This window comes from Dyella sp. (genome assembly GCF_051962475.1).
Taxonomy (GTDB): Bacteria; Pseudomonadota; Gammaproteobacteria; order Xanthomonadales; family Rhodanobacteraceae; genus Dyella_A.
Genome location: NZ_JBQCCF010000011.1, coordinates 1 through 23,230 on the forward strand (window position 1 = coordinate 1; position 23,230 = coordinate 23,230).

The following is a 23,230-nucleotide window of genomic DNA, read 5'->3' on the forward strand; positions in this document are numbered from 1 at the left end:
TTAAATAACTCTTTTTCAATGAAAATAAACTTTAGAAGCATGTTCGATATTTTTGATTTTTCACATTATCCAAATCTAAACCAAAAATAATCGCCCGCGAGCGGGCTCCTACGTGTTCATAGCGCTTACACCGATCGGGTCGCCACTACCGGTGGCACGGCCGCCGCGCGCAGCGCGGGGCCGAGCACCGCCAACTGGCCGAGCAGCCACAGCGCCAGCGCGCCAGCCGGCAGGTAGGCCAGCGGCAGTCGCGGCAGTTCGTAGAAGTGCATCAAGGCCAGGTTGAGGCCGAACGCGAGCGTCATGCCCAGCGCGATGCCGCCGCTGACGATGAGAAAATTCTCGGTCTGGAAGTAATGCAGGATGTCGCCGCGCGTCGCACCCAGCGCGCGACGCACGCCGATCTGCCGGCGGCGCTGCTGCACCCAGAAGCTGGCCAAGCCGACAATGCCCAGCGCAGTGATACCGAGCAGGGCGGCGATCACTCCGACGAGCAGGCCAGCCATTGCGCGATCAGGGGCGAAATAGGCGCTTCGCAGGTCCTGCATCGTGCCGCTGTGCGGCAGGTCGACGACCACGGTCGGCGCCACGCGCGCCACCAGCGCGCGTGCTTCGCTCCATACCCGTGCCACCTGCTCCGGCGTGGTCCGTAGCACGTATACGCTGGCCAGGCCTTCGCCGGGAATACCTGCCAGCAGCAAGGTGTTGTGACGCGCCTGTGGATCGGGATCCGGACGCACCAGCGCGGCGTAGGTTCCGACCACGCGGTAGGCACTGGTTCCCGTGTAGACCGATTTGCCCAGCGGGTCCTGTCCCGGCCAGAGCTTGCGTGCGTATGCCGCATCGATCAACGCCGACGGCGAGCGCGGCAGGAAGTCGCCCATGGGACCGTATTCGTCCGGGGTGAACCATCGGCCGCTAGCGAGCGTGATGCCCAGGGTCGAGGCGAACTGCGGGTCGCCCACGTAGAAATGCCCCTGCTGGGTGTAGTGCATGTCGTCGGCAATCAGGCGGAAGCCCATCTCGCCAGCGCGTTGCGTGAACGGCACAGCGTTGCCGATGCCCACCGACTCCACACCACCGATACCGGCGAAACCGGAGCGCAGGCGCGCGGCAAGATCCGCCGCCTGCCCCTTGTCCACGCCCTCGAGCGAGACGACCACCAAACGGCTTTCGTCCACGCCGCTGCGCACGCGCATCATGTCGACCCGGTTGAACACCAGGAACAGCGCGTTGCACAGGATCGCACAGGCCAGCGCGATCTCCATGCCGATCAGGAACACGGCGAGTCGATGACGTCGAAGCGCCGCAAGGATGGGCTGAATCTGCATGTCGATCATCCTCACAGGGTCTTCAGTTGCAGCGCCGGCGGCACTCGGCTGGCGCGCAGGGCGGGAAACACGCCGGCCAGCAGCGCGGCGGCCACGGCCAGCACGAAGGTAAGCAGGAACATCGGCACATTCAGTGCCACGATGTCCGCGTACTCCACCGGCTGCCTGTGCACCAGCCACAGGCCGAGCAACGTCAGCGCGAGGCCGCCGATGCCGCCGAGCAGGCCGATCACGCCCGACTCGGTCAGACATTGCAGGAAGATTGCTCCGCGCGACGCACCCAGCGCGCGCCGCACGCCGATCTCGCCACCGCGACGCAGGAACTTGGCCAGCAGCAGTCCGACCGTGTTGAACAGGCACACGAGGAGGAAGGCAAACGCCAACCAGGTCTGCAGCTTGACGTCGCCCGGCACCACGTTTTGATAGGCGAGCCACTCACGCAGCGACATCAACCGGGTATTGGCCGGGTGGGTAAGGCGTCCCAGCTCGCGCTGTTGCGCGTCGTAGGCATCCAGGTAGCGGCGGTAGGCGGCCGCCTTGGCCGGCGTGTCGAGCTCCACCCACAGCGCCACCGACTCGCAGGGCGCACGCTGCAGGTCGCTCGGGTCGGGCTTGCCCCAGCAGGTGAACCAGCCGAAGTTGCCAGCATTGATGTCCAGCGCGGTCGGCAGCGGCAGGTACACGTCCTGCGGCGGCCCGTAGAAGTAGGCGGTCTGTCCGCCGGAGTTGCGCGCACCGGCCAGCAGGTAGAAGCGCGGGCGGGGTCGCCAGTGATCGAGCACGCCGACCACCTGCACGCTGGCGCCGTTCAACACCACTTGGCGACCGACGCTGTTGGCTCCCCCGAACAAGCGCTGGTTGAGCACGTCGGAAATCACCACTTGGCGAGCCGCGCCGGCCTCGTCGGAAGGCGTCCACGCGCCGCCGTAACGGAACGGCACCTGGAACATCGGAAAGAAATCCGAAGTGACGCCAACGGTGGGGGCCATGAAGGGTGACTGCCCCGGCTGACCCGGCTGCACCTTGATGGCGCCATCCATGATCATGGTCTGGCGATCGGCCTTGCCGGAGCGCCAAAGATCATGGGCCGATATGTAGTCGAGCATCGGTGCCGGATCGCGGCGCACGTCGGCGCCGGTTTCCGGATCGAGCTGCGGGTAGTACAGGCGCGTGCTCTTGTCGGGCAGCGGATCGCCGGACAGCAACTGCATCACCGTCAGCGTGGTCATGCTGGCACCGATGCCCACGGCGATGGCCAGCACCATCAGCGCGGTGAGCACCTTGTTGCGCTTGAGGCTGCGCAGAGCCAGGTCGATGTAATAGCCGAACATGGTGTTACTCCATCTCCTCGATCTTCACCGATCGTCTGTTAGGAGCCCGCTCGCGGGCGATGCTTCTTGCTATGAATCCGCATCCAAGAGCCGAAGCATCGCCCGCAAGCGGGCTCCTACGTGGGGGGTGTGGCGTGGCGACGCTCATACCGACCGCGTCGCCACCACCGGCGGCACGGCAGCAGCGCGCAGCGCCGGGCCGAGCACGGCAGCCTGGCCGATCAGCCACAGCGCGACGGCGCCGATGGGCAGGTAGATCGTCGGCAGGCGGGGTAGCTCGTAGTGGTGCATCAGGAACAGGTTGATGCCGTAGGCCAGCGCCATGCCCAGCGCGATGCCGAGCGTGGCGAGCAGGAAGTTCTCGGTCTGGAAGTAGTGCAGGATGTTGCCGCGCGTGGCGCCGAGCGCACGACGCACGCCGATCTGCCGGCGCCGCTGCGCCACCCAGAAGCTGCCCAGGCCGACGATGCCCAGCGCGGTCACCACCAGCAGCGCCACGCATACGCCGCCGAGCAGTACGGCCATGGCGCGGTCCTCGCGGAAGAAGTTGCGGCGCATGTCGCTCATCAGGCGCTTGTTGATTGCCACGCGGTGCGGGTCGGTCTTCTTCAGCGCCGCGATGGCCGCCTGCAGCACGCGGTCGCGATCGCCCGGCGCGGTACGGATCAGGTAGTTGCTGTTGTAGATGCGAACCGGTAGCAGGCCGCTGTACTGGGCCATCGAGTCGTCCCACACCGAGGGGCGGATCAGCGTCTTGACCACGCCGACCACGCGCAGCGGCGTATCGCTGCCGAGGTAGATCTGCTTGCCCAGTGCGCTCTGCCCCGGCCACAACCGTTCGGCCAGGCCCTGGGTGATCACCAGGACGCTGGGCAGCCGCTTGGTGTCGCCGGCCTGCGCGGCCTTCACCACTTCGTCGAAATCCATGTAGTCGTCCGGCTGCAGGAAGCGGCCGGCCACCAGCTGCACGCCCAGCGCCTGCGCCATGTTCTCGCCGTAGTAGGTGGTCATGTTGAGGGTGGGCGTTTTCTGCTGCGCATCGAGCTTGATGCCGCTGTTCCAGGAGGAATTGCCGAACGGCACCTGGTTGACCGAGGCCACGTCGACGACACCGGGCACCTGGCGCAGGGCGGCGAGATCCTCGGCGGTGCGCGCCTTTTCGTCGGCGCTGCGACCGATGTCGGCCAGCTCCAGGTGCAGCAGCTCGCGCTCGGCGATGCCGCTGGGCATGTCCATGCGCTGCAGGCGCTGGGTGATCAGGAACACCGCGTTGCAGACGATCGCGCAGGTGAGCGCGATCTGCAGGATCAGCAGCGCCGCGGTGATCTTGTGCCGGCGCAGCGTGGCGAGGATGGGAAGAATGTCCATCGGGATGCTCCGGTCTCAGTTGCTCTTCAGTTGCAGGGCCGGTGTGACCTGGCAGGCGCGCCAGGCCGGCAGCAGCCCGGCCAGCAGGCTGGCGCCCACGGCGAGCACGAAGGTGGTGAGCAGCATCGTCGGGTCGAGCTGGGCGAGCTTGGCGTAGTCCGACGGCTGATGCCGCACGGCCCACAGGCCGAGCAGCGCCAGTCCCAGCCCGCCGATGCCACCGGCCAGGCCGATCACCCCGGACTCCACCAACAGCTGCGCAAACACGTTGCGGCGCGAGGCGCCCAGCGCGCGCCGCACGCCCAGCTCGGCCGCGCGGCGCATGAACTTAGCCAGCATCAATCCCACCGTGTTGACCAGACACACCAGCAGGAAACCGAACGCCAGGTACACCTGCAGCCGTACGTCGCTGGGCACCACCTTGTTGAAGTCCAGCCACTCCATCAGGCTGCGCAACTTCACGTTGGGCGGGCGCTGGAAGCGGCCCAGCGATTGCTGCTCCTGCGAGTAGTGGGTGAGGTAATCCTTGTACGCCGCCACCTGCGAGGCGCCGTCCAACTGCACCCAGAACTGCAGCCAGGTGCAGGTGGCGGTTTCCAGATGCTCCTCGTCGCCGCCGCCGCGGCCCCAGCAGTTCATCGAGCCGTTGCGGTCCAGCCGCAGGTCGCGGAAGGTGGACAGCGGCAGGAACACGTCTTCCAGCGCGCGATAGCCGCCGGTGTTCAGGTCGTAGAAGTGCGGGTTCGGGCGCCAGGTATCGAGCACGCCCAACACGCGAAAGCCGGTGTCCTTGATGCGCAGGGTCTGGCCGGTGCTGTCCTTGCCGCCGAACAGCTTGTCGTTGAGCTCGCGGGTGATCACCACCACACGCGCCTTGGCGTCGTCGTCGGTCGCACTCCAGCCGTGCCCGTAGAGGAACGGCGCCTTGAACATCGCGAAGAAATCCGCCGTGGTGTAGCGCGCGTCACTGAAGAACGGATCCAGCCCCGACTGCGCCGGCTGCACCGGCACTGCGCCGCCAGTCATCAACGCCTGACGCGTACCGCGATGGGCCTTGAGCAGGTTCATGCCATCGATCCAGGTGACCTGGTCCGGCGGCTCCTTGCCCGGCTCGTAGCCGTCCTTGTCCTGCGGATCGAGCTGCGGATAGAACAGCGTGCCGCTGGAGCCGGGAATGGGATCGCCCGAGAGCACGTGAAACACGGTCAGCGTGGTCATGCTCGCGCCGATGCCCAACGCCACGGCGAACACCATCAGCGCAGTGAGCGCTTTGTTGCGTCTGAGGCTGCGCAGGGCCAGGTCAAGGTAGTACTGGAACATGGGGTACTCCGCGCTCATCGTCGAACGACTTGTAGGAGCCCGCTCGCGGGCGATGCTCTGGCTCTGGCTTCGCATCAAAGCGAAGGGCATCGCCCGCCAGCGGGCTCCTACGGGTAGGCTTTTCAGGGGGATGGGGTGCGTTCCGTCAGCCGCCCGCACGCGGCGGGCTGCCCGCCACCGCGCCGCGACCGAGCAGGTATTGCCGCACCTGGTCGCTGCGCGACTGATTCAGCGGCGATCGCCACTGGGTGCCATTGGCAAGTACGCCGAGATTCACGTCAGCGCCGTGCTCGACCAGCAGTCGAACAGCGGCCTGGCGATCGCTTCTGACCGCACTGATCAAGGCGGTCTCATCGTCGGGCGTTATCGCATCGACCCGGGCGCCTGCCGCCAGTAGCCGCGTCATGATGTCGATGTTGCCGGTCGAAGCGGCGGCGATCAGCGCGCTGCCATCTCCCTGCACGGCGGCATTCACGTCGGCACCGAGCGTCAGCAGCGTGTTGACCATCACGAGATCGCCGCGCCGCGACGCGACGATCAAGGCGGTACCGTCGCCCGGCACGCTGGCATCGAGGTTCGCGCCCCGCTTGGCCAGGCTCTGAAGGGTGTGCAGATCGTCACGTACGACCGCGTCGATGAGGCGGGCGGCACCGGCTTGTTCAGCCGGTACCGATGATGGGCGAGAGGCCTCCGACGGCGTGGCAGCCAGCGCCAGCGCACACAGGGGAACCAGCATGCCCAGTGCGGCCAACGCAACGCGTCGCGGTGTCGTTGTATATGTCATGAAAGCGCTCCTGTCTGTAGATTCATACCCATGCCCCTTGTCGATCCGTCATCCGGATCGCGTCGCAACCACCGGCGGCACCGCCGCGGCCCGCAGCGCTGGACCGAGCACCGCCACCTGGCCGATCAGCCACAGCGCCAGCGCGCCGCCTGGTAGATAGAACCAGGGCATGCGCGGCATTTCGTAGCGCTGCATCAGGTACACGTTGATGCCGAACGCCAGCACCATACCTAGCACCACTCCGCCGGTGCTGAGCAGGAAGTTCTCGGTCTGGAAGTACTGCATGATGTTTCCGCGGGTGGCGCCGACGGCACGGCGGATGCCGATCTGCCGCCGCCGCTGGTTCACCCAGAAACTGGTCAGGCCGACGATGCCGAAGGCGGTGACCGCCAGCATCACCACGCAAACCAGCACCAGCATCCAGGCCATGGAGCTCATGTTGGCGAAGTAGGTGTTACGGATCTCGCGGTAGCTGCGGCCCTTGGCCACGGCTCCCGGGTTCAGCTCCGCCAGGGTCTGTTCGGCCTCGTGCACGAGGCGATCGCGATCGGCCGGCGCACTGCGCAGCACGTAGTAGCCCAATGCGCCTTTCGAGCCGGCGGCGCTCATCGGGAAGTACGCCGCGTCGTAGTTGTACGGCCCGCCCGCGCCGCCGATGTACGGACGCAGCACATCCGCTACCACGCCGATCACCGTGTAGTAGTGCGGCAGCGAATAGAACGTCTTACCCACCGCCGACTGCCCCGGCCACAGTTTCTCGGCCAGCGTCCGGGTGATCATCGCCACGTGCGTCTCGGCCAGCGGCGCGGCGTCGAAGTGGCTATCGGCGTATTCGCCGTCGCTGAAGAAGCGCCCCTCCAGCAGCGTCAGGCCCAGTGTCCTGGGGCCGTCGGCGCCGATGAAGTACATCGAGACATTGCGTCTGGTCTGGTCGGCGAGGGTGGAGTCGGCCTTGGTGCCAAAACTCCAGCCCCAGTTGTTCTGACTCAACGGCAGCGTGCTCATCACCGCTACCGACTGCACGCCGCGCAGCGCACGCAGCGCCTGGATGTTGCGCGGGATGTCGCTGCCGGCGCGCTCATCGTCCAAGCCCTGCACCGTCACTGCGGCGATACCTGCCTCGTCGATGCCGTTGGGCAGGTGGATCGAGGCCACCCGCTGGCTGATCATGAACACCGCGTTGCACAGCACGGCGCAGGCGAGCGCGATCTCCAGCACGATCAGCAACGCGGGAATGCGATGCTTGCGCAGGCTGGCAAAGATGGGTCCGATTTCCATGATCGCCTCAGGCCGTCTTGAGTTGGGGAGCCGGCGCCAGCACGCAGGCGCGCCAGGCGGGCAACAGGCCGGCCAGCAGGCTGGCGACCAGTGCCACTACGAAGGTGAACGCGAACATCGGCAGGTCGAGATGGGCCAGCTTCGCGTACTCCGCCGGTTGATGGCGGATCCCCAACAGGCCCAGCTCGGCGAACGCGAGGCCAAGCACGCCGCCGGCGAGGCCGACGATCGACGCCTCCACCATGAACTGCGTGAAGATCTCGCGCCGGGTCGCGCCAAGCGCCCGGCGAACGCCGATCTCCTGGGAGCGTCTGAGGCACTTGGCCAGCAGCAGCCCGACCGTATTCACCACGCAGATCAACAGGAAGCCGAACGCCATATAGACCTGCAGGCGCACGTCGTCTGGGACCACCTGTTGATCGCGCAGCCACGCCATCAGATCCATCAACGCAGTGTCGGTGCGCTGGAATCGACCCAGTGCAACCTGCTCCTTCACGTAGCCATCGAGGAACCGACGGTAGTTCGCCACCGCCGATGCATCGTCCAGCTCCACCCAGACGCCCAGCCAGGTGCATGGTGCGCTCTCCAGCGCACCGAGATCGGTGACCGATCGATAGCACTCGACGTCCTGCGGACCCATCTTCAGATTGCGCGCTGCCTTCAGCGGCAGGAACACCGCATCGCCATCGCCATAGCTGTGCCCGCCCAGGCCCTGGGTGTAGAAACGCGGCTGCGGCGCCCACGGCTGGAGCACCCCGACGACGCGGAAGTCGTGATCGTTCAGGCGCACCGTGCGCCCCACGCTGTTGGCGCCACTGAACAGCTTGTCGTTGAGGAAGCCGGCAATCACCACGACATCGGCACCGCCTTCATCGTCCTGCGCGGTCCAGCCGCTGCCGTACCGGAAGCGCGCGTCGAACATAGCGAAGAAGTCGGCAGTGGTCATCACGCCGTCACTGAAGAACGGGCGCGCATTGGCCTGCTGCGGCACGATCTTGGCCTGGGTCAGTGCCATGGCTGCCTGCCGTGTGGCGCGGCGTGCATGCAGCAGATTCATCGCATCCACGTAGCTCATCGTGGTCGGCGGCTTCGGCTTGTCGCTGGAGTTGCCGTCCTGGGGGTTGGGATCGACCTGCGGGTAGAACAGCGTGGCGCTCTTGCCGGGCAGCGGATCGCCCGACAGCAGCCGCAGCACGGTGAGCGTGGTGATCGACGCACCGATGCCCAGCGCCAGCGCCAATACCATCAGCGTGGTGAGCACGCGGTGGCGCTGGAGGCTGCGCAGCGCGAGGTTGAGGTAGTAGCCAAACATTCCGTTTCCCCTGGGTGCACCTCCCCGCCGACCGATTCGGCGGGGCCACAGTCCCCTAGACCGAGCGCGTCGCCTCCACCGGCGACACGCGCGAGGCGCGCAGCGCCGGCGCCAGCACGGCACCCTGCCCCAGCAGCAACAGCACCAGCACGCCGATCCCCAAGTAGCCCATCGACATGGGGGTCATGGCGAAGCGCGTCATCGTCCACAGGTTGAAGACCACGGCCAGCACTGTGCCCATCGCGACGCCTGCGGTGCTGATGAGAAAGTTCTCGGTGAGGAAGTACGCCAGGATGTCGCGCTGCCGCGCACCCAGTGCGCGGCGCACGCCGATCTGCTTGCGGCGCTGGCCCACCCAGAAGCTGGTGAGGCCGACGATGCCGGCCGCGGTGATCGCCAGCAGCACGACGCAGATGATGCCCATCAGGACGACCATGCCTCGGTCGCTGCCATATACCTTGTGGCGGATGGTGGCGTAGTCCTGAACGCCCTCTTTCGCGTCGATGATGCGCATGCGGTTCTGCGCGAACAGCGCCTTGGGCGCCTCCTGCATCGCGGCGGCGAGCTGCCCGGGCCTGGCGCGCACGATGTAGTGGATGCCCTTGGCGTCGTCCGCCCGCAACGGCCAGATCAACGACTGGCCCGCGTGGCTGTTGCTCCACGCGTCGACGCCCTGCCGGTGCAGCGGGTCGACGATGCCGATGATCGTGCTGGGCGTGGTACCCATCGCATAGAAACTCTTACCCAGCGCGTCGCCACCGGGAAACAGGCGATCGGCCAGCGCCTGGCTCACGATCGCGGTCGGCGGCGTGATCGCCTGCTGGGTGCCCATCACGATCACCTCGTCGGGGCGAAAATTGCGTCCCGCGACGAGCTTCAGGCCCAGCGCGGCGAGGAAGTGCTCGTCGCCGGTGTACACCGCCGCGTCCGTGGTCGGCTTGACCTGGTCGGGCGTCATCATGACGAAGTTGTCCCAGCCGCCGCCATGCAGCGGATAGCCGCTGGCGGGTGTGGCGTCGAGCACGCCAGGCAGTTGCCGCAGCGCGGTCAGATCGGCGCGCACCTGCGCGTCGATCTGCTCGGTCGAGCGATTCGCCTCGGCCCACATGTTGGTGACGACGAAGACGTTCGCTTCGTCCACGCCGCTGGGCTGGGCCAGGTTGACCAGCCGCTGGTGGATGATGAACAGCGCGTTGCAGACGATCGCCAGCGTCAGCGCGATCTGCAGTGCGATCAGCACGATGCCTGCCTTGTGCCGGCGCAGCGCGACAAGGATGGGCCTGATCTGGAGGGTCATGGCGTGCTCCTCAGCTCGATTTCAATTGCCAGGCCGGCTGCACGTGCGCCGCACGCCAGGCCGGGTAGAACGCCGCCGCCACGGTGGCGACGATGGCCAGGGCCACGGTGAGCGCCACCAGCGACGGGTCGAGCCGGGCCAACTTCGCGATCTCCGGCTGGAACAACACGCCCACGCCGCCCACGCCCGCCGCGGTGAGCAGCAGGCCCACCATGCCACCGGCCAGACCGACGGTGCCGGCCTCGATCAGGTATTGCGCGTAGATCTCGCCGCGCGTCGCGCCCAGCGCGCGGCGTACACCGATCTCGCCGGCGCGTCGCATGAACTTCGCCAGCAGCAGGCCGATGGTGTTGACCAGGCAGATCAGGAAAAAACCCATCGCTACCGCCAGCGAGATACGGCTCTCCGGCGGCACCACCTGCTCATGATCCATCCACTGCATCACGTCGCGCAGCCGCACGTTCGGCGCCCAGGTGAAGCGCCCCGCGCGCGTCTGCTCGGCGGCATAGTCGGTGAGGAAGCGCCGATAGCCGGCGACCTCCGACGGGCTGTCCAGCTCCACCCAGGGCGTGATCCAGATGCAGTTGCTCTGGAGGTACTGCTCCCAGGTGATGAAGCTGAGCGAACCGCGGCAGCTGTTACGGCCGTCGGTGCGCATCTGCAGGTCCAGGGCGCGATGGAACACCATGTAGACGTCCGGCTCGTCGGCGAAGCCGCTGGTGCTGAACAGGTCGTAGAAGCGCGGGCGCGGGTTCCAGTGGCTGGTGACGCCCACGATGCGGTAGTCGTGACCGCCGAGGTTGAGCGTGCGCCCCACGCTGTTGCCACCGCCGAACAGTTTCTGGTCGAGCACGTCGCTGATGACGACCTGCGCGGCGTGCGCCTCGTCGTCCTGCGCGCTCCAGGCGCCGCCGTAGCGGAACGGCACATCGAACATGGCGAAGAAATCGCTGCCGACCGCGTAGCCGCTGGCGTGGATGGGCAGGTCGTGGTTGCCGTCCGGGATCACCGACAGCTGCACCGGATAGAGCATCGTCTGGCGCCTGGCCTTGCCCGCGCGCATCAGCGCCATGGCGTCGGCGTAGCCGAGCGCTTCGGCCGGCTCGCCGCCATCGAGGTTCTTTTGCGGTCCCCAGGCATCGATCTGCGGCGTGAACAATTGGGACGACTTGCCGGGAATGGGGTTGCCGGACACCGCTCGGAACACCGAGTAGGTGATCATCGACGCGGCCACGCCGAAGCCGATCGCCATGACCATCAGCGCGGTGAGCATCGGGTTGCGGCGCAGGCTGCGCAGCCCGAGCCCGAAGTAGTAGTCGAACATCATCGTGAATGCGCTCCGGGAAGCATGGGCCGACGAACCGTTGGCAGCGACATGGCCATCATGCCGAGCGGGTGGCCACGACCGGCGGCACGTTGGAGGCGCGGCGGGCGGGCACGAACACCGCGCTCTGGCCCAGCACCATCACCGCGACGATGCCGGCCAGCACGTACAACACCGGCAGCCGCTCCATCTCGAAATGCTGCATCAGCAGCATGTTCAGGCCGATCGCCAGGCCCAGGCCGATCAACGCGCCGACGCCGGAGATCAGCAGGTTCTCCATCTGGAAGTAGTGCAGGATGTCGATCTTGCGGGCGCCCAATGCGCGCCGCACGCCGATCTGGCGGTGGCGCTGGCCTACCCAGAAGCTGGTCAGGCCGACGATGCCCGCGGCGGTCACGCCCAGCAGGATCAGGCACACCACGCCCATCAGGATCGCCATGCCGACATCGGCGCGGTACGCCTGGGTGCGGATGTCGGCGAACGACTTGACGCTGTCGTCGTCCATCACGCGCAGGCGATTCACCCCGTACAGCACGTTGGGCACCGCCTGCATCGCCGCCTGCAGCCGGCCCGGCTTGGCGCGCACCGCGTAGCGCGAGAAGTTCGCGTTGATGCGGGTCGGCACGAGGGTGGAATTCCACACGAAGCTGTTGGTCCAGCTGCCGGTGCCCGGTACCTGCAGGCGATCGACCAGGCCAATGATGGTGCTCGGCGTGCTGCCGCCGTCCAGGTAGACCACCTTGCCCAGCGCGCTGCCGTCCGGGAACAGCTTGTCGGCGAGCGCCTTGGTCAGCATCACGATCGACGGCTCTTTCTGGTCGCGGAAGCCACGGTGCTCGACATCGGCCGCGGTGAAGCTGCGCCCGGCTACCAGCTTCAGGCCCAGCGTGGCCAGCCCCTGTTCGTCGGTGAAGTAGTAGGTGGTGCGACCGTTGCCGGCGCCCAGCTGGCTGGCCGGCTTCAGCGCCAGCGAGCCGTTCCAGGACGAGTTGAGCAGCGGCACCGAGTTGACCGGGGCTACCGACGCCACGTCGGGCATCGCACGCAGCGCGGCCAGGTCGGTCTGCTGCATGTTGTCGAGCTTGTCGACGCTGGCCGGATCGTCGCCGCTGGGCGCACCGACCCACTGCTGGGTGACCAGGAACAGGTTGTTCTCGTCCAGTCCGGTGGGCCGGTTCACCCGCGCCACGCGCTCGCCGATGATGAACACCGCGTTGCAGACGATGGCCAGGGTGAGCGCGATCTGCAGGGCGATCAGCACCACGCCCGCCTTGTGTCGGCGCAGGGCCGCGATCATGGGATGGAGCTTCATGGAGTGATCCTCAGTTGGACTTCAGCTGCCACGCCGGCTGCACGCGCGAGGCACGGAACGTGGGGTAGAGCCCGGCCAGCACGGTGGCCACCACGGCCACCAGCAGGGTCAGCGCCAGCAGCGACAGGTCGATCCGCGCCAGCGCGGCGATGTCCTTCGGTAGCACCCAGCTGACGCTGGCCACGCCCACGCCGGTGAGCAGCAGGCCGAGCACGCCGCCGGCCGCGCCGACGATGCCTGCCTCGGTGAGGAACTGTGCGTAGATCGCGCTGCGCTTCGCGCCCAGGGCGCGGCGCACGCCGATCTCGCTGCTGCGGCGCAGGAACTTGGCCAGCAACAGGCCCGCCGTGTTGACCAGGCAAACCACCAGCAGGCCGAGCGCTACCAGCAACGACACCTTGGTGTCGCTGGGCACCACGTGCTGCGAGTCGAGCCAGTCGGGAATGTTGCGCAGGCGGTTGTTCGGCGCCCAGCCAAAGCGGCCGGCGAGCTGCTGATCCTTGGCGTAACCGTCGAGGTACTCGCGATAGGCCTGCACCGCCGCCGCGTCGTCCAGCTGCACCAGGAAGGCCATCCAGATGCAGGAGGAGCGCTGCAGCCCGACAAAGCCCGATTCGGCTGGAATCTCGTTGCAGTTGGTGTTGCCGTCGTTAGGCATGCCCACCGCGATGGCCCGCTCGAACGGGATGAACACGTCTTCGGTGCCGCTGGAAAAGCCGCCGGTGTTGACGATGTCGTAGAAGCGCGGCTGCGGGTTCCAGTCGCCGAGCACGCCGACCACGCGGTAGTCCTTGCCCTCGATGTTGATCGTGCGGCCCAGGCTGTTCTCGCCACCGAACAGCTTCTCGTTGAGCTTGTTGCTGATCACCGCCACCGCGGCACGCTGCGTGTCGTCCTGTGCGGTCCAGCCGCTGCCGTACTTGAACGGCGGCTCGACCATTGGGAAGAACTCGCTGTAGACGGCGTGGCCGCTGACGTTGATCGGATGCTTGCTGGCATCGGCCGGCACCACCGAGGGCGAGATCTGGTACAGCGCCGACTGGTACTTGGCGCGATGCGCCCGCATCAGCGCCATCGCGTCGGTGTAGTCCATCGCGTCCGGTGGCTCGCTGTTGTCGTTGCCGTGGGCCTTGGGGCCCCACATGTCGATCTGCGGCACGAACAGCTTGGACGACTTCCACGGGATCGGGTCGCCCGACACCGCGCGGAAAACCGCAAAGGTGGTCATCGACGCGGCCACGCCGAAGCCGATCGCAAGCACCATCAGCACGGTCAGCCCGCGGCTGCGCTTGAGGCTTCGCGTGGCAAGGTCAAGGTAGTAGGAAAACATGCGGCGATCCTCGGAAGAACGTCATCCACGACCGGCTCAGCGCGGCAGTTCCTCTGCCCGCTCCGGCGATTCATCGGGCGCGGCGGCTGAGCCGTCGCGTCGGCTCAGCCCAGGCCCTGGCCCTGCCTGGCCTCGGTGACGTGCGCGTGGAAGCGCGGATCTTCGGCCAGATCGACCACCTGGCCGTCGATGATGTGCACGTTGCGCTGGGCGCGCGCGGCCAGTTCCGGGTCGTGCGTCACCATCACGATGGTGGCGCCCTCGCGGTGAATCTCCTCCAGGAGTTCCATCACGCCGCGGGCCATCTGGGTGTCCAGGTTGCCGGTCGGTTCGTCCGCCAGCAGCAGGCGCGGGCTGCCGGCCAGCGCACGGGCGATCGCCACGCGCTGCTGCTGACCGCCGGAGAGCTCGGCCGGGTAATGCTTGGCGCGCGAGGCCAGGCCCACGCGCTCGAGCGCGCCCATGATGCGTTCCTTGCGCTCGGCAGCCTTCATGCCGCGGTAGCGCAGCGGCACTTCGACGTTGTCGAACACGTTGAGGTCGGGAATCAGGTTGAACGCCTGGAAGATGAAGCCGATCTTCTCGTTGCGGATCTTCGAGCGGGCGTTGTCGTCGAGCTGGCTCACCTCGATGTTGTCCAGGTGATAGGTGCCGCCGGTGAAGGTTTCCAGCAGGCCGGCGATGGTGAGGAAGGTGGTCTTGCCCGAGCCGGACGGGCCGGTAACGGCCACGAACTCGCCTTCCTTCACGTCGATGTTGAAATCGCGCAGCGCGTAGGTCTCCACCACTTCGGTGCGGTAGACCTTGGACAGGTGGGTCATCTTGAGCATGGTGTTTCCTTCCTCGGTGGTGGTGGAACGGTGTGCAAAGGGACGGGGGACGGGGAGCATCGATGTGGGGAGAGCACCGTCCGATGAGGCCTTGCAACGGTCACGGCACCGTTGCGATGGCTGCACTTTCGAGCGCAGGCTCCCCGTCCCCCGTGTTCTTCAACTGCTGATGGCGACGCGCGGCGCGCTCTTGAAGCTGTCGGTGCCGGAGATCACGATCTTGTCGCCTTCCTTCAGGCCGTCGAGGATCTCCACCTTGTCGATACTGCTGGCGCCCACGCGGATCGGCGTCTTGGTGGCGATGCCGTCGCGCACCACGTAGGCGTAGTTGCCGCCGGATTCATCCACGAACGAGCCGCGCTGCACGGTGAGCACGTTGTCGCGCTTGTCCAGCAGCACGCGCACCGACAGGCGCTGGCTCTGGCGCAGCTGCTTGGGCGTGGCGCCGTCGAAGGCCAGACGCGCGGCCACTTCGCCGTTGACCACCTCCGGCGAGATCGCGCTGACCTTGCCGTGCCAGGTGGTGCCGTTGCCGCTGATCTCGCCGGGCATGCCGATGGCGAGGTCGCGCGCAAAGCTTTCCGGCACCTGCATTTCCACCTGCAGTGCGCTGAGGTCGATCACGCTGAGCAGCTGGGCGTCCTTGGCCACGGTGGCGCGCTCGGCGATGAACAACTGGCCGACCTGGCCATCCACCGGCGACTTCACGTTGAGGTCATCCACCTGGCGTTGCAGATCCTTCACCAGCAGCGCCTGGCGCTCGTGGGCGAGCTTCTTGGCCTGGATGTCGAAGTTGAGGCTGTCGTTGTCCATGCCCAGGTTCGCCTTGGCGTGGCGCTCGGCGATCTCGGCCTTCTGCAGGGTGTCGTTGGCGGTGTCGACGTCGGTCTTGGACACCGCACCCTTGGCGAAAGCCGCCGTGTTGCGCTCGAGCGTGCGGTGCGCGGCCTGCGCGTCGATCTGCGCGTTGTCGAACGCCTGCTGCAGCTCGGCGCGCTTTTTCTGCGCATCGATCTGCGCCCGCTTGTATTCCACTTCCATCGCGTCGGCGTTGGACTGCTCCTGCGCCAGCTTGTTGGTAAGTTCGGGGCTGACGATGGTGGCCAGCACCTGGCCCTGTTTGACCGTGTCGCCAGCATGCACCTTCAGCGTCACCGCGCCGCCGGAGGTGGCATACAGGGTGGGGCTGACGGCCGCCACCACCTTGCCCTCGGCGGCGATGTCGCGCACGAACGGCCCTCGACTGACGGTGGCGAACGCCAGCCGCGAAGCGCTCACCGAGGCGTCGGCGGAAAACAGCCGCATGGCGCCCGGCATCGCGATTGCCAGGCCGGCGACGACGGCGACGCCCGCGCCAATCAGCGCAAAGCGGCGCTTGCGGTTGGATTTGACCTCGACCATGCGGTCTTGGGCGGAGGTGTCACGGATCATTGCGGTCCCCACGGCTGCGGACAGGTGCAGCCACGTAGACCCTTCAGCAAACGCCGTGCCAGCCGCCGCGAAGCGCGCCATCCCGCGCCACAGCTGGGCTGGCGCCATTGGCCCGCGAGTGCGGACAGTGTCCGCGGACACCGGCACGGACAGCCGGACAGGGCGCGGACGCCCGCTTTTTATCTGCCCAGGCGCGCCCCCTCGGCCTGCGCCAGCTGCTGCGCGGTGCGCCAGCTCAGCGCACTGGCCGTGCCGGGCTCGCGCACGCACAGCAGTTCGCATGGGCCGAGCCGCTGGATGACGAAGCGCAGCCGGCGCGCCCGATCGACGCGTCCGGACGGCACGCCCGGTGCAGCGGGCACGTCACGCGCGGCAGTAACCAGCGCATCCCACGCCAGGTAATCGGTGTCCGGCAGCAGATGCAGGCGCACGCGCGCAACGCCCGCTTCATCGCAGACGGTCAGCGATTCGCGCGGGCCCTCTCGGGTCACCGCACAGGCGTGGCACAACCAGGACGGCTGCGCCAGCGTGGGCAGGTCCGGAGCGCCATCGGGAGCGCCGCCGGGGCGGTCCGTCCACAGGCAGAGCACCGGGCCGAGGTCGGCAAGTGCGGCAGCGAAGCGCCGCCGATCGGGAGTCTTCCAGCGCAGTTCGGCGCCGAGGTTCGACGCCCACGGCGACCGGCACGCCATCAGCCAACGTGTCATACAACCCTCCGCAGGGAGGCCCGGCTGATCGTCGTGGACGACGCTGGCGATAGGCCAGAAACAGGAAGCAGCCGCCGCAAGGAGCGGCTTACTTGGTGAGGATCAGCTTGTCGTTCCGGGTCAGCCGCAGCACGTATTCACCGCCGTGGTGGCGGATCACCAGCTCGCGGCCTCCGGCCAGCAACTCGTCGCTGGAGAGCGTGCGGGTGCGACGTTCCGGTGCGGCGCCAAGGGTCAAGGTGCCGGCTGGCCGGGCGCTGGCTTGCGCGCTCGTCATCACCAGTGGACGGTTCATGAGGCTTTTCTCCGCAATGGGTTACGCATCGGATGATAAGCATTCTCATTTAAGAGTCAATCCGCGCGATGCCTGCGGTTCAGGCCCGCAGGGCCCAGCGCGCAATCACCTGGTGCATCGCGTCGAGGCCGTCGAACAAGGCGGCGGGACCGGGCTGCAGGATGATCGGCGACTTGATTTCATGCAGCTCGCCGTCGCGCACCGCGGGGATCGCATCCCAGCCCTGCCGCGCGGCGACCTTCTCCGGGCGAAAGCGCTTGCCGCACCACGAACCGAGGATGATGTCCGGCGCGTGAGCGATCACCGGCGCGCCGTCGGGCAGGATCCGCTGCTTGGCCAGCGGCTCGCGCGCCAGCTCGGGAAAGATGTCGTCGCCGCCGGCAAGATTGATCAGTTCGGCCACCCAGCGGATGCCGGTGATGATCGGCTCGTCCCATTCCTCGAAGTACACCTTCGGCCGCCGCGGCAGCGCGGCGGCCGCGGCGCGCACGGCGGCGATATGCGCTTCGGCGCGCTGGGCATAGGCCTCGGCCTTGTCGTAGGCGCCGACCATCGCACCGAGCCGGCGGATGTAGGCGAGGATGCCGTCCACGCTGCGATGGTTGGAGATCCACACCTCCACGCCGGCCTTGATCAGCTCGCGCGCGATGTCGGCCTGGATGTCGGAAAAGCCGATCGCCAGATCGGGCTTGAGCGCGAGGATCTCGCCGATCTTCGCACTGGTGAACGCCGACACCTTCGGCTTCTCCTTGCGCGCGCGCGGCGGCCGCACGGTGAAGCCGGAAATCCCGACGATGCGTTGCTCTTCGCCCAGCGCGTAGAGCACTTCGGTGGGTTCTTCGGTGAGGCAGACGATGCGCTGCGGGTAGGCGTCGGTCATGAGGCGATTCCTGTAGCGGGAACCGCCCATGCTAACCGCGCACTCAGCCGCCGCCGATCACCGTCACCGTGACCTTGCGCTGATGTGCGTCGATGCGGTGCTCCCACAGGTACAGGCCCTGCCACGTGCCCAGCGCGAGGCGCCCGGCATGCACCGGCACGGCCAGGCTGACGCCGGTAAGAATCGAGCGCACATGTGCGGGCATGTCGTCCGGGCCTTCGGCATCGTGCCGGAACAGCGGGTCGCCATCCGGTACGGCGCGGGCGAACCAGCGCTCCAGATCCTCACGTACCGTGGGGTCGGCGTTCTCGCTGATCAGCAGCGAGCAGCTGGTGTGCGCGGTGAAGACATTCGCCAGCCCGGTCTGCACACCGCTGGCGGCGACGGCCTGGGCAACCTCATCGGTGATTTCGCTGAAACCACGCCCGCGCGTGTGCACGGTGAAGCTGGTCTGGGCGACGTGGTCGGCGGTATGACGGCGCATGGGTCAGGGATATAGCATCCGGTGCGTCCAGGTCTGGCCGTGGCGACTCCAGCGCACGCGTTCGTGCAGGCGGAACTCCGCGCCGTACCAGAACTCGACCATGTCCGGCTCCACCACGAAGCCACCCCAGTGCGGCGGGCGCGGCACGTCGTGGCCCTCGAACTCCTGCTCGTAGCGAGCCACGCGCTGCTCGAAGGTCTCGCGATCGGGCAAGGTCTGCGACTGCAGCGAAGCCCATGCGCCGATCTGGCTGCCGCGCGCGCGCGTGGCGAAATAGGCGTCCGACTCTTCGGCGAGCAGCTTGCGCGATACGCCTTCCACTCGCACCTGGACGCCCTCGCGGACGCCCTTCCAATGGAAGTTCAGCGCCACCTGCGGGTGCTCCTCCAGCTGGCCACCCTTGTCGCTCTGGTAGTTGGTGAAGAAGCGGAAACCCCGCTCGTCCACACCCTTGAGCAGCACGATGCGCGAACTCACCCGACCGGCGGCGTCCGCCGTGGCCAGGTTCATCGCAGTGGGCTCGCGGTCTCCCGCCGCCTTCGCTTCCTCCAGCAGTTGCACGAAGGTGTCCAGAATCTCGCGTTTGAGCATAAGGTCTTGAATCGTGGCCGGGGCGCGTCATCATGGCGCGGATGAACAACGATCCTAGCACGCAGAATCTGGCCCTGGCCGTGCATCTGCTCGACCACTACGCCGGTCGCATTGCACGCTCGCGACGCCCTTACCTGATGGGCCTTTCCGGCCTGCAGGGCAGTGGCAAAAGCACACTCGCCCGCGTCATCAAGACGCAGGCCGAAGTGCGCGGCATCGCCACCGAAGTGCTCTCGCTGGACGACTTCTACTACTCCCGCGCGGAGCGCGAGATGCTGGCCAAGGAAGTCCACCCGCTGCTGCGCACGCGCGGCGTGCCGGGCACGCACGAGATCGAGCTGCTGCTGTCGGTGCTCGCCGGCCTGCGCAAGGCGTCGGACAAGCTGCCGGTGCCCTACCCGCGCTTCGACAAGGGTCGCGACACGCGGCTGCCGCCGTCGCGCTGGCCCAAGGTCACCCGGCCGCCGAAGCTGATCATCCTGGAAGGCTGGGCGCTGGGCATCCGCCCGCAGTCGGCTGCCGCGCTGAACGCACCGGTGAACGAACTGGAGCGCAAGGAAGATCCCGACGGCACCTGGCGCCGCTGGGTCAACAAGCAGCTGCGCGGGTACCAGCCGCTGTGGCGCAAGCTCGACGCCTTGATCGTGCTGCAGGCACCGAACTGGGACGTGGTGCGCCGCTGGCGCAGCGAGCAGGAGGAGGTGCTGATCGCCCGCCATGCGCCGCTGGCGATGGATGCCAAAGCGATGGAGCGCTTTCTCGCCCACTTCGAACGGCTCAGCCGCCACGCGCTGGCCACGCTGCCGCAGCTGGCCGACAGTTGGGTGGAGTACGACACCGAGCGCCACGTCACCGGGCTCAACCACGGCTGAGCCGCCATGCCGGGCCGGGCGACGTGCGCGCCCGGCAGGCTCACTCCACCACGAAGCTGACGCGCATGTTCACGCGCCACTCGGTGATCTTACCCTTGGGGTCGGTGACGACCTTGATCTCGTTGAGCCATCCGCCCTTGATGTGCTTCACCGACTCGGACGTCTTGGTAAAGCCCTGCTGCACAGCGTCCTCGATGCTCTTGCTGGACGAGGCGCTGATTTCGATGACCTTGGCGACTGACATGGCATGACCCTCTGCAACGCCGCAACGAGCGGTGCGGCACGCCTCCCTGTCCGGCGAAGTGTGTGCCCGGCTCGCCGGAGCGGCACGCCGCAGCGCGACATGGCCCGGACATCACGGCGCTGCGGCGATCAGGCCGCGCCCGGCTCACCCGCCAGCAGCGCGGCGTAGCCGTCGCGCGCGTCCGGCCATCGGGGCGCCCAGCCGCTGGCGCGCAGGCGCGTGTTGCTAAGTCGCTTGCTGCCGATGCCCGCCGGCGCTGGCCCTTCCGCGGGCCGGGGCGCGCCGACGAGCGCCGCGAGATGGTCGTAGAGCACGTCGATCGGCAGCGGAGTGTCGTCCACGCCGATGTACAGCGCCTGCGGATCGCTCAGCGCCAGCAGGTGGACGATGGCCGCGGCGGCGTCCTCGACGTGGATGCGGTTGGACCAGTGCGTCTGCGCGCGCGGCGCCGACGCGGCGCCAGCGCGCAGGCGCTCGATCAGTTGCAGCCGCCTCGGGCCGTACAGGCCGGCCAGCCGCAGTGCGATGCCGGCGAACGGCTGCGCGGCGAGCCAGCGCTCGGCTTCCCACAGCACGGCACCATTGAAACCGGGCGGATCGGGCAGCGTGTCCTCATCCACCCAGGCGCCATCGGCTTCGCCGTACACGGCCGTGGATGACACAAACAGCACCCGTTTCAGCGACGCCGCATCCAGCGCCGTGATCACGTGACGCAGGCCGTCGATGAACACCGCGCGGTACGCTACCGTGTCACGAGCGCCCGGCGTGGGCAGATGCACCAGCTGGGTGATCCCCTGCGGCAACGATGGCAGGCGGTCGGCCTGCGTCATGTCGCCGGCCAGCCAGGTGATGCCGTCGACCGAGTGCGCTGGCGGGTGGCGGCGCAGCGCGAACACCGTATCGCCCCGCGCGAGCAACCGGCGCCCCACGCGCTCGCCCAGATCGCCGCAACCGGCCAGCAGGACGCATTCACTCATGGCGTGGTGATCCCCGTCGTCGGCGTGGTGTGCCCTGCTAGCATTCGTGCATGAATCCGTCGCGCAACCTGTTCATCGTCGGCCCTACCGGCGCCGGCAAGACCTCGATCGGTCGCCGCCTGGCTGCGCATTATGGCCTGCCGTTCGTCGATCTCGACCAGGAGATCGAGCAGCACTGCGGCGTGCCGGTGAGCACGGTGTTCGAGATCGAGGGCGAGGTCGGATTCCGCCAGCGCGAGAGCCAGTTGCTGGACGAATGCAGCCGCCGCGACGGCGTGCTGCTGGCCACCGGCGGCGGCGCCGTACTCGATCCGCTCAACCGCCAGCGGCTGGCCGAGCGCGGCTACGTGATGTGGCTGGAAGCGAGTATTGAGCAGCAACTCGAACGCCTGGCCCGCGACACCAAGCGCCCGCTGCTGGCCGGCGAAGACCGCCGCGGCAAGCTCGAGGCGATGCGCGAGATCCGCGCGCCGCTGTACCGAGACGTGGCCGACCTCATCGTCCATGGCGAGCACGAGAACGTCGCCACCGCCACCGAGCGCTGCATCGCCCTGATCGACACCCACTGGAACCGCACACAGGCCGCATGAACGCCCCCGCTACGCACACCATCGACGTCACCCTCGGCGCACGCAGCTACCACGTGCACATCGGCCACGGCCTGCTGGACGACAGCGCGCTGTGGCGCGGGGCGATTCGCGGCCGCCACGCGCTGGTGATCAGCAACACTACGGTGGCGCCGCTGTATCTCGAACGTGTGGCGAAGGGAATGGACGGCCTGCAGTGGGACACGTTCCTGATCGACGACGGCGAGGCGCACAAGAGCTTCGACAACGTCGGGCGTGCGCTGGCCGCGCTGGCGAAGCTCGGCGCCACCCGCGACGCCTGCGTCATCGCGCTGGGCGGCGGCGTGGTCGGCGACCTGGCCGGTTTCACCGCCGCGTGCTGGATGCGCGGCATCGACTTCATCCAGTTGCCGACCACGCTGCTGGCGATGGTCGACTCCTCGGTCGGCGGCAAGACCGGCGTGAACCTGCCGGCCGGCAAGAATCTGGTCGGAGCGTTCCACCAGCCGCGCGGCGTGTTTGCCGATATCGATACGCTCGCCACCCTGCCCGAGCGCGAGTTTCGCGCCGGCTTGGCCGAGGTGGTGAAGGGCGCAGCGATCGGCGATGCGGAGTTCTTCGCCTGGCTGGAGGCGCATGCCGATGCGCTGGCCGCGCGCGATCAGGACGTGATGGCCGAAGCGATCGCACGCAAGGTCGCCTACAAGGCCGGCGTGGTCGCCCGTGACGAAACCGAACAGGGCGAGCGCACCCTGCTCAACCTCGGCCACACCTTCGGCCACGCCCTGGAGACCGCCGGGCGCTACACCACGCTGCTGCACGGCGAGGCGGTGGCGGTGGGCATGGTGCTGGCCGCGCAGCTCTCGCAGCAGCTCGGCATGAGCACGCTGGACGACGACACCCTGCGCCTGCAGCGCCTGCTCGACACGCTCGGCCTGCCCACCGACGTGCCGCCCGGCATGGACCCGCAGCAACTGCTCACCCTGATGCGGCTGGACAAGAAGAACACTGCCGGCACGCTGCGCCTGATCCTGTGGCGCGGCATCGGCCGGGCGGAGATCGTCGCGGGAGTGAACGAAGCCGACGTGCTCGCCGTGCTGCAAGCCGCCGTGTAGGAGCCCGCTCGCGGGCGACGCCTTTCGCTTCGATCCCGACTCAGGGCGAAGAGCGTCGCCCGCAAGCGGGCTCCTGCAGGTTCCGGTCGCCGAAACAGAGCCACCGCGAACGTCGGCTCCCAGCGGGGCGTGAGCAAGTGCTCGCATGATTCATGCGGCCGTGGTGGAGGCCCCGCCCGGGGGCGGGCGTTGGCGGGGACGCGGGGTAGGAGGACAAGGCACACCCCCCGGGGGGGGCCGACGGGGTGGGG

At 67.7% G+C, this 23,230-nt stretch carries 23 protein-coding genes; 3 read left to right on the forward strand and 20 right to left on the reverse strand.

From position 1 onward, the window contains the following. Positions 1-125: 125 nt before the first annotated feature. The 18 genes from ACTHJF_RS01375 to pdxH all read right to left on the reverse strand — a co-directional run bounded on the left by ACTHJF_RS01375 (position 126) and on the right by pdxH (position 19,205). Positions 126-1,331 (reverse strand): ABC transporter permease, encoded by a 1,206-nt coding sequence (locus ACTHJF_RS01375; RefSeq protein ID WP_440265482.1) that lies wholly within the window; start codon positions 1,329-1,331, stop codon positions 126-128. 11 nt (positions 1,332-1,342) lie between these two features. Continuing rightward, entirely contained in the window at positions 1,343-2,662 is a 1,320-nt protein-coding gene (locus tag ACTHJF_RS01380; RefSeq protein ID WP_440265483.1) for an ABC transporter permease, read from the reverse strand. Positions 2,663-2,806: 144 nt separating this feature from the next. Continuing rightward, on the reverse strand, positions 2,807-4,030 hold the full coding sequence (locus ACTHJF_RS01385) for an ABC transporter permease (RefSeq protein WP_440265484.1): 1,224 nt from the start codon (positions 4,028-4,030) through the stop codon (positions 2,807-2,809). Between the two features lie 15 nt (positions 4,031-4,045). Next, positions 4,046-5,350, reverse strand: coding sequence for an ABC transporter permease (locus ACTHJF_RS01390; protein ID WP_440265485.1), 1,305 nt, complete (start codon positions 5,348-5,350; stop codon positions 4,046-4,048). 145 nt (positions 5,351-5,495) lie between these two features. Continuing rightward, complete coding sequence (locus tag ACTHJF_RS01395; protein WP_440265486.1) at positions 5,496-6,086, reverse strand: ankyrin repeat domain-containing protein; 591 nt, start codon at positions 6,084-6,086, stop codon at positions 5,496-5,498. Between the two features lie 96 nt (positions 6,087-6,182). Further along, positions 6,183-7,412 (reverse strand): ABC transporter permease, encoded by a 1,230-nt coding sequence (locus ACTHJF_RS01400; protein ID WP_440265487.1) that lies wholly within the window; start codon positions 7,410-7,412, stop codon positions 6,183-6,185. A gap of 7 nt (positions 7,413-7,419) precedes the next feature. Beyond that, complete coding sequence (locus ACTHJF_RS01405; RefSeq protein WP_440265488.1) at positions 7,420-8,724, reverse strand: ABC transporter permease; 1,305 nt, start codon at positions 8,722-8,724, stop codon at positions 7,420-7,422. A gap of 55 nt (positions 8,725-8,779) precedes the next feature. Beyond that, positions 8,780-10,021, reverse strand: a complete 1,242-nt coding sequence (locus ACTHJF_RS01410; RefSeq protein WP_440265489.1) for an ABC transporter permease — start codon at positions 10,019-10,021, stop codon at positions 8,780-8,782. A 10-nt stretch (positions 10,022-10,031) separates the two neighbouring features. Then, positions 10,032-11,345 (reverse strand): ABC transporter permease, encoded by a 1,314-nt coding sequence (locus tag ACTHJF_RS01415; RefSeq protein ID WP_440265503.1) that lies wholly within the window; start codon positions 11,343-11,345, stop codon positions 10,032-10,034. A 58-nt stretch (positions 11,346-11,403) separates the two neighbouring features. Beyond that, on the reverse strand, positions 11,404-12,657 hold the full coding sequence (locus ACTHJF_RS01420) for an ABC transporter permease (protein ID WP_440265490.1): 1,254 nt from the start codon (positions 12,655-12,657) through the stop codon (positions 11,404-11,406). A gap of 10 nt (positions 12,658-12,667) precedes the next feature. Continuing rightward, positions 12,668-13,987, reverse strand: a complete 1,320-nt coding sequence (locus ACTHJF_RS01425; RefSeq protein WP_440265491.1) for an ABC transporter permease — start codon at positions 13,985-13,987, stop codon at positions 12,668-12,670. A gap of 104 nt (positions 13,988-14,091) precedes the next feature. Continuing rightward, positions 14,092-14,817, reverse strand: a complete 726-nt coding sequence (locus ACTHJF_RS01430; protein ID WP_440265492.1) for an ABC transporter ATP-binding protein — start codon at positions 14,815-14,817, stop codon at positions 14,092-14,094. Between the two features lie 159 nt (positions 14,818-14,976). Then, positions 14,977-16,248 (reverse strand): efflux RND transporter periplasmic adaptor subunit, encoded by a 1,272-nt coding sequence (locus ACTHJF_RS01435; protein ID WP_440265493.1) that lies wholly within the window; start codon positions 16,246-16,248, stop codon positions 14,977-14,979. A gap of 179 nt (positions 16,249-16,427) precedes the next feature. Continuing rightward, positions 16,428-16,955, reverse strand: coding sequence for a hypothetical protein (locus ACTHJF_RS01440; protein ID WP_440265494.1), 528 nt, complete (start codon positions 16,953-16,955; stop codon positions 16,428-16,430). Positions 16,956-17,043: 88 nt separating this feature from the next. Further along, the gene (gene hemP, locus ACTHJF_RS01445; protein ID WP_440265495.1) at positions 17,044-17,250 is read right to left on the reverse strand and encodes a hemin uptake protein HemP; all 207 of its coding nucleotides are present in this window, start codon (positions 17,248-17,250) and stop codon (positions 17,044-17,046) included. 79 nt (positions 17,251-17,329) lie between these two features. Next, complete coding sequence (locus ACTHJF_RS01450; RefSeq protein ID WP_440265496.1) at positions 17,330-18,130, reverse strand: ABC transporter substrate-binding protein; 801 nt, start codon at positions 18,128-18,130, stop codon at positions 17,330-17,332. Positions 18,131-18,173: 43 nt separating this feature from the next. Further along, positions 18,174-18,614, reverse strand: a complete 441-nt coding sequence (locus ACTHJF_RS01455) for a secondary thiamine-phosphate synthase enzyme YjbQ (protein WP_440265497.1) — start codon at positions 18,612-18,614, stop codon at positions 18,174-18,176. 3 nt (positions 18,615-18,617) lie between these two features. Beyond that, positions 18,618-19,205, reverse strand: a complete 588-nt coding sequence (gene pdxH / locus ACTHJF_RS01460) for a pyridoxamine 5'-phosphate oxidase (RefSeq protein WP_440265498.1) — start codon at positions 19,203-19,205, stop codon at positions 18,618-18,620. Positions 19,206-19,246: 41 nt separating this feature from the next. Between pdxH and ACTHJF_RS01465 the strand changes: the two genes are divergently transcribed. After that, positions 19,247-20,077 carry a kinase gene (locus ACTHJF_RS01465; protein WP_440265499.1) on the forward strand — a complete coding sequence of 277 codons (831 nt, stop codon included), beginning with the start codon at positions 19,247-19,249 and terminating at the stop codon, positions 20,075-20,077. A 40-nt stretch (positions 20,078-20,117) separates the two neighbouring features. Here ACTHJF_RS01465 and ACTHJF_RS01470 read toward each other — a convergent pair whose 3' ends face one another. Next, entirely contained in the window at positions 20,118-20,321 is a 204-nt protein-coding gene (locus ACTHJF_RS01470) for a dodecin family protein (protein ID WP_431635896.1), read from the reverse strand. A gap of 128 nt (positions 20,322-20,449) precedes the next feature. After that, a complete protein-coding gene (locus tag ACTHJF_RS01475; protein ID WP_440265500.1) occupies positions 20,450-21,298 on the reverse strand; it encodes an NAD-dependent epimerase/dehydratase family protein in 849 nt (282 codons plus the stop codon). Positions 21,299-21,348: 50 nt separating this feature from the next. Between ACTHJF_RS01475 and ACTHJF_RS01480 the strand changes: the two genes are divergently transcribed. Together ACTHJF_RS01480 and aroB are read left to right on the forward strand one after the other, a co-directional pair. Beyond that, positions 21,349-21,888 carry a shikimate kinase gene (locus ACTHJF_RS01480; protein WP_440265501.1) on the forward strand — a complete coding sequence of 180 codons (540 nt, stop codon included), beginning with the start codon at positions 21,349-21,351 and terminating at the stop codon, positions 21,886-21,888. After that, on the forward strand, positions 21,885-22,979 hold the full coding sequence (aroB, locus tag ACTHJF_RS01485) for a 3-dehydroquinate synthase (RefSeq protein WP_440265502.1): 1,095 nt from the start codon (positions 21,885-21,887) through the stop codon (positions 22,977-22,979). The genes ACTHJF_RS01480 and aroB overlap by 4 nt, the downstream gene beginning before the upstream one ends. The last annotated feature ends 251 nt before the right edge of the window (positions 22,980-23,230 follow it).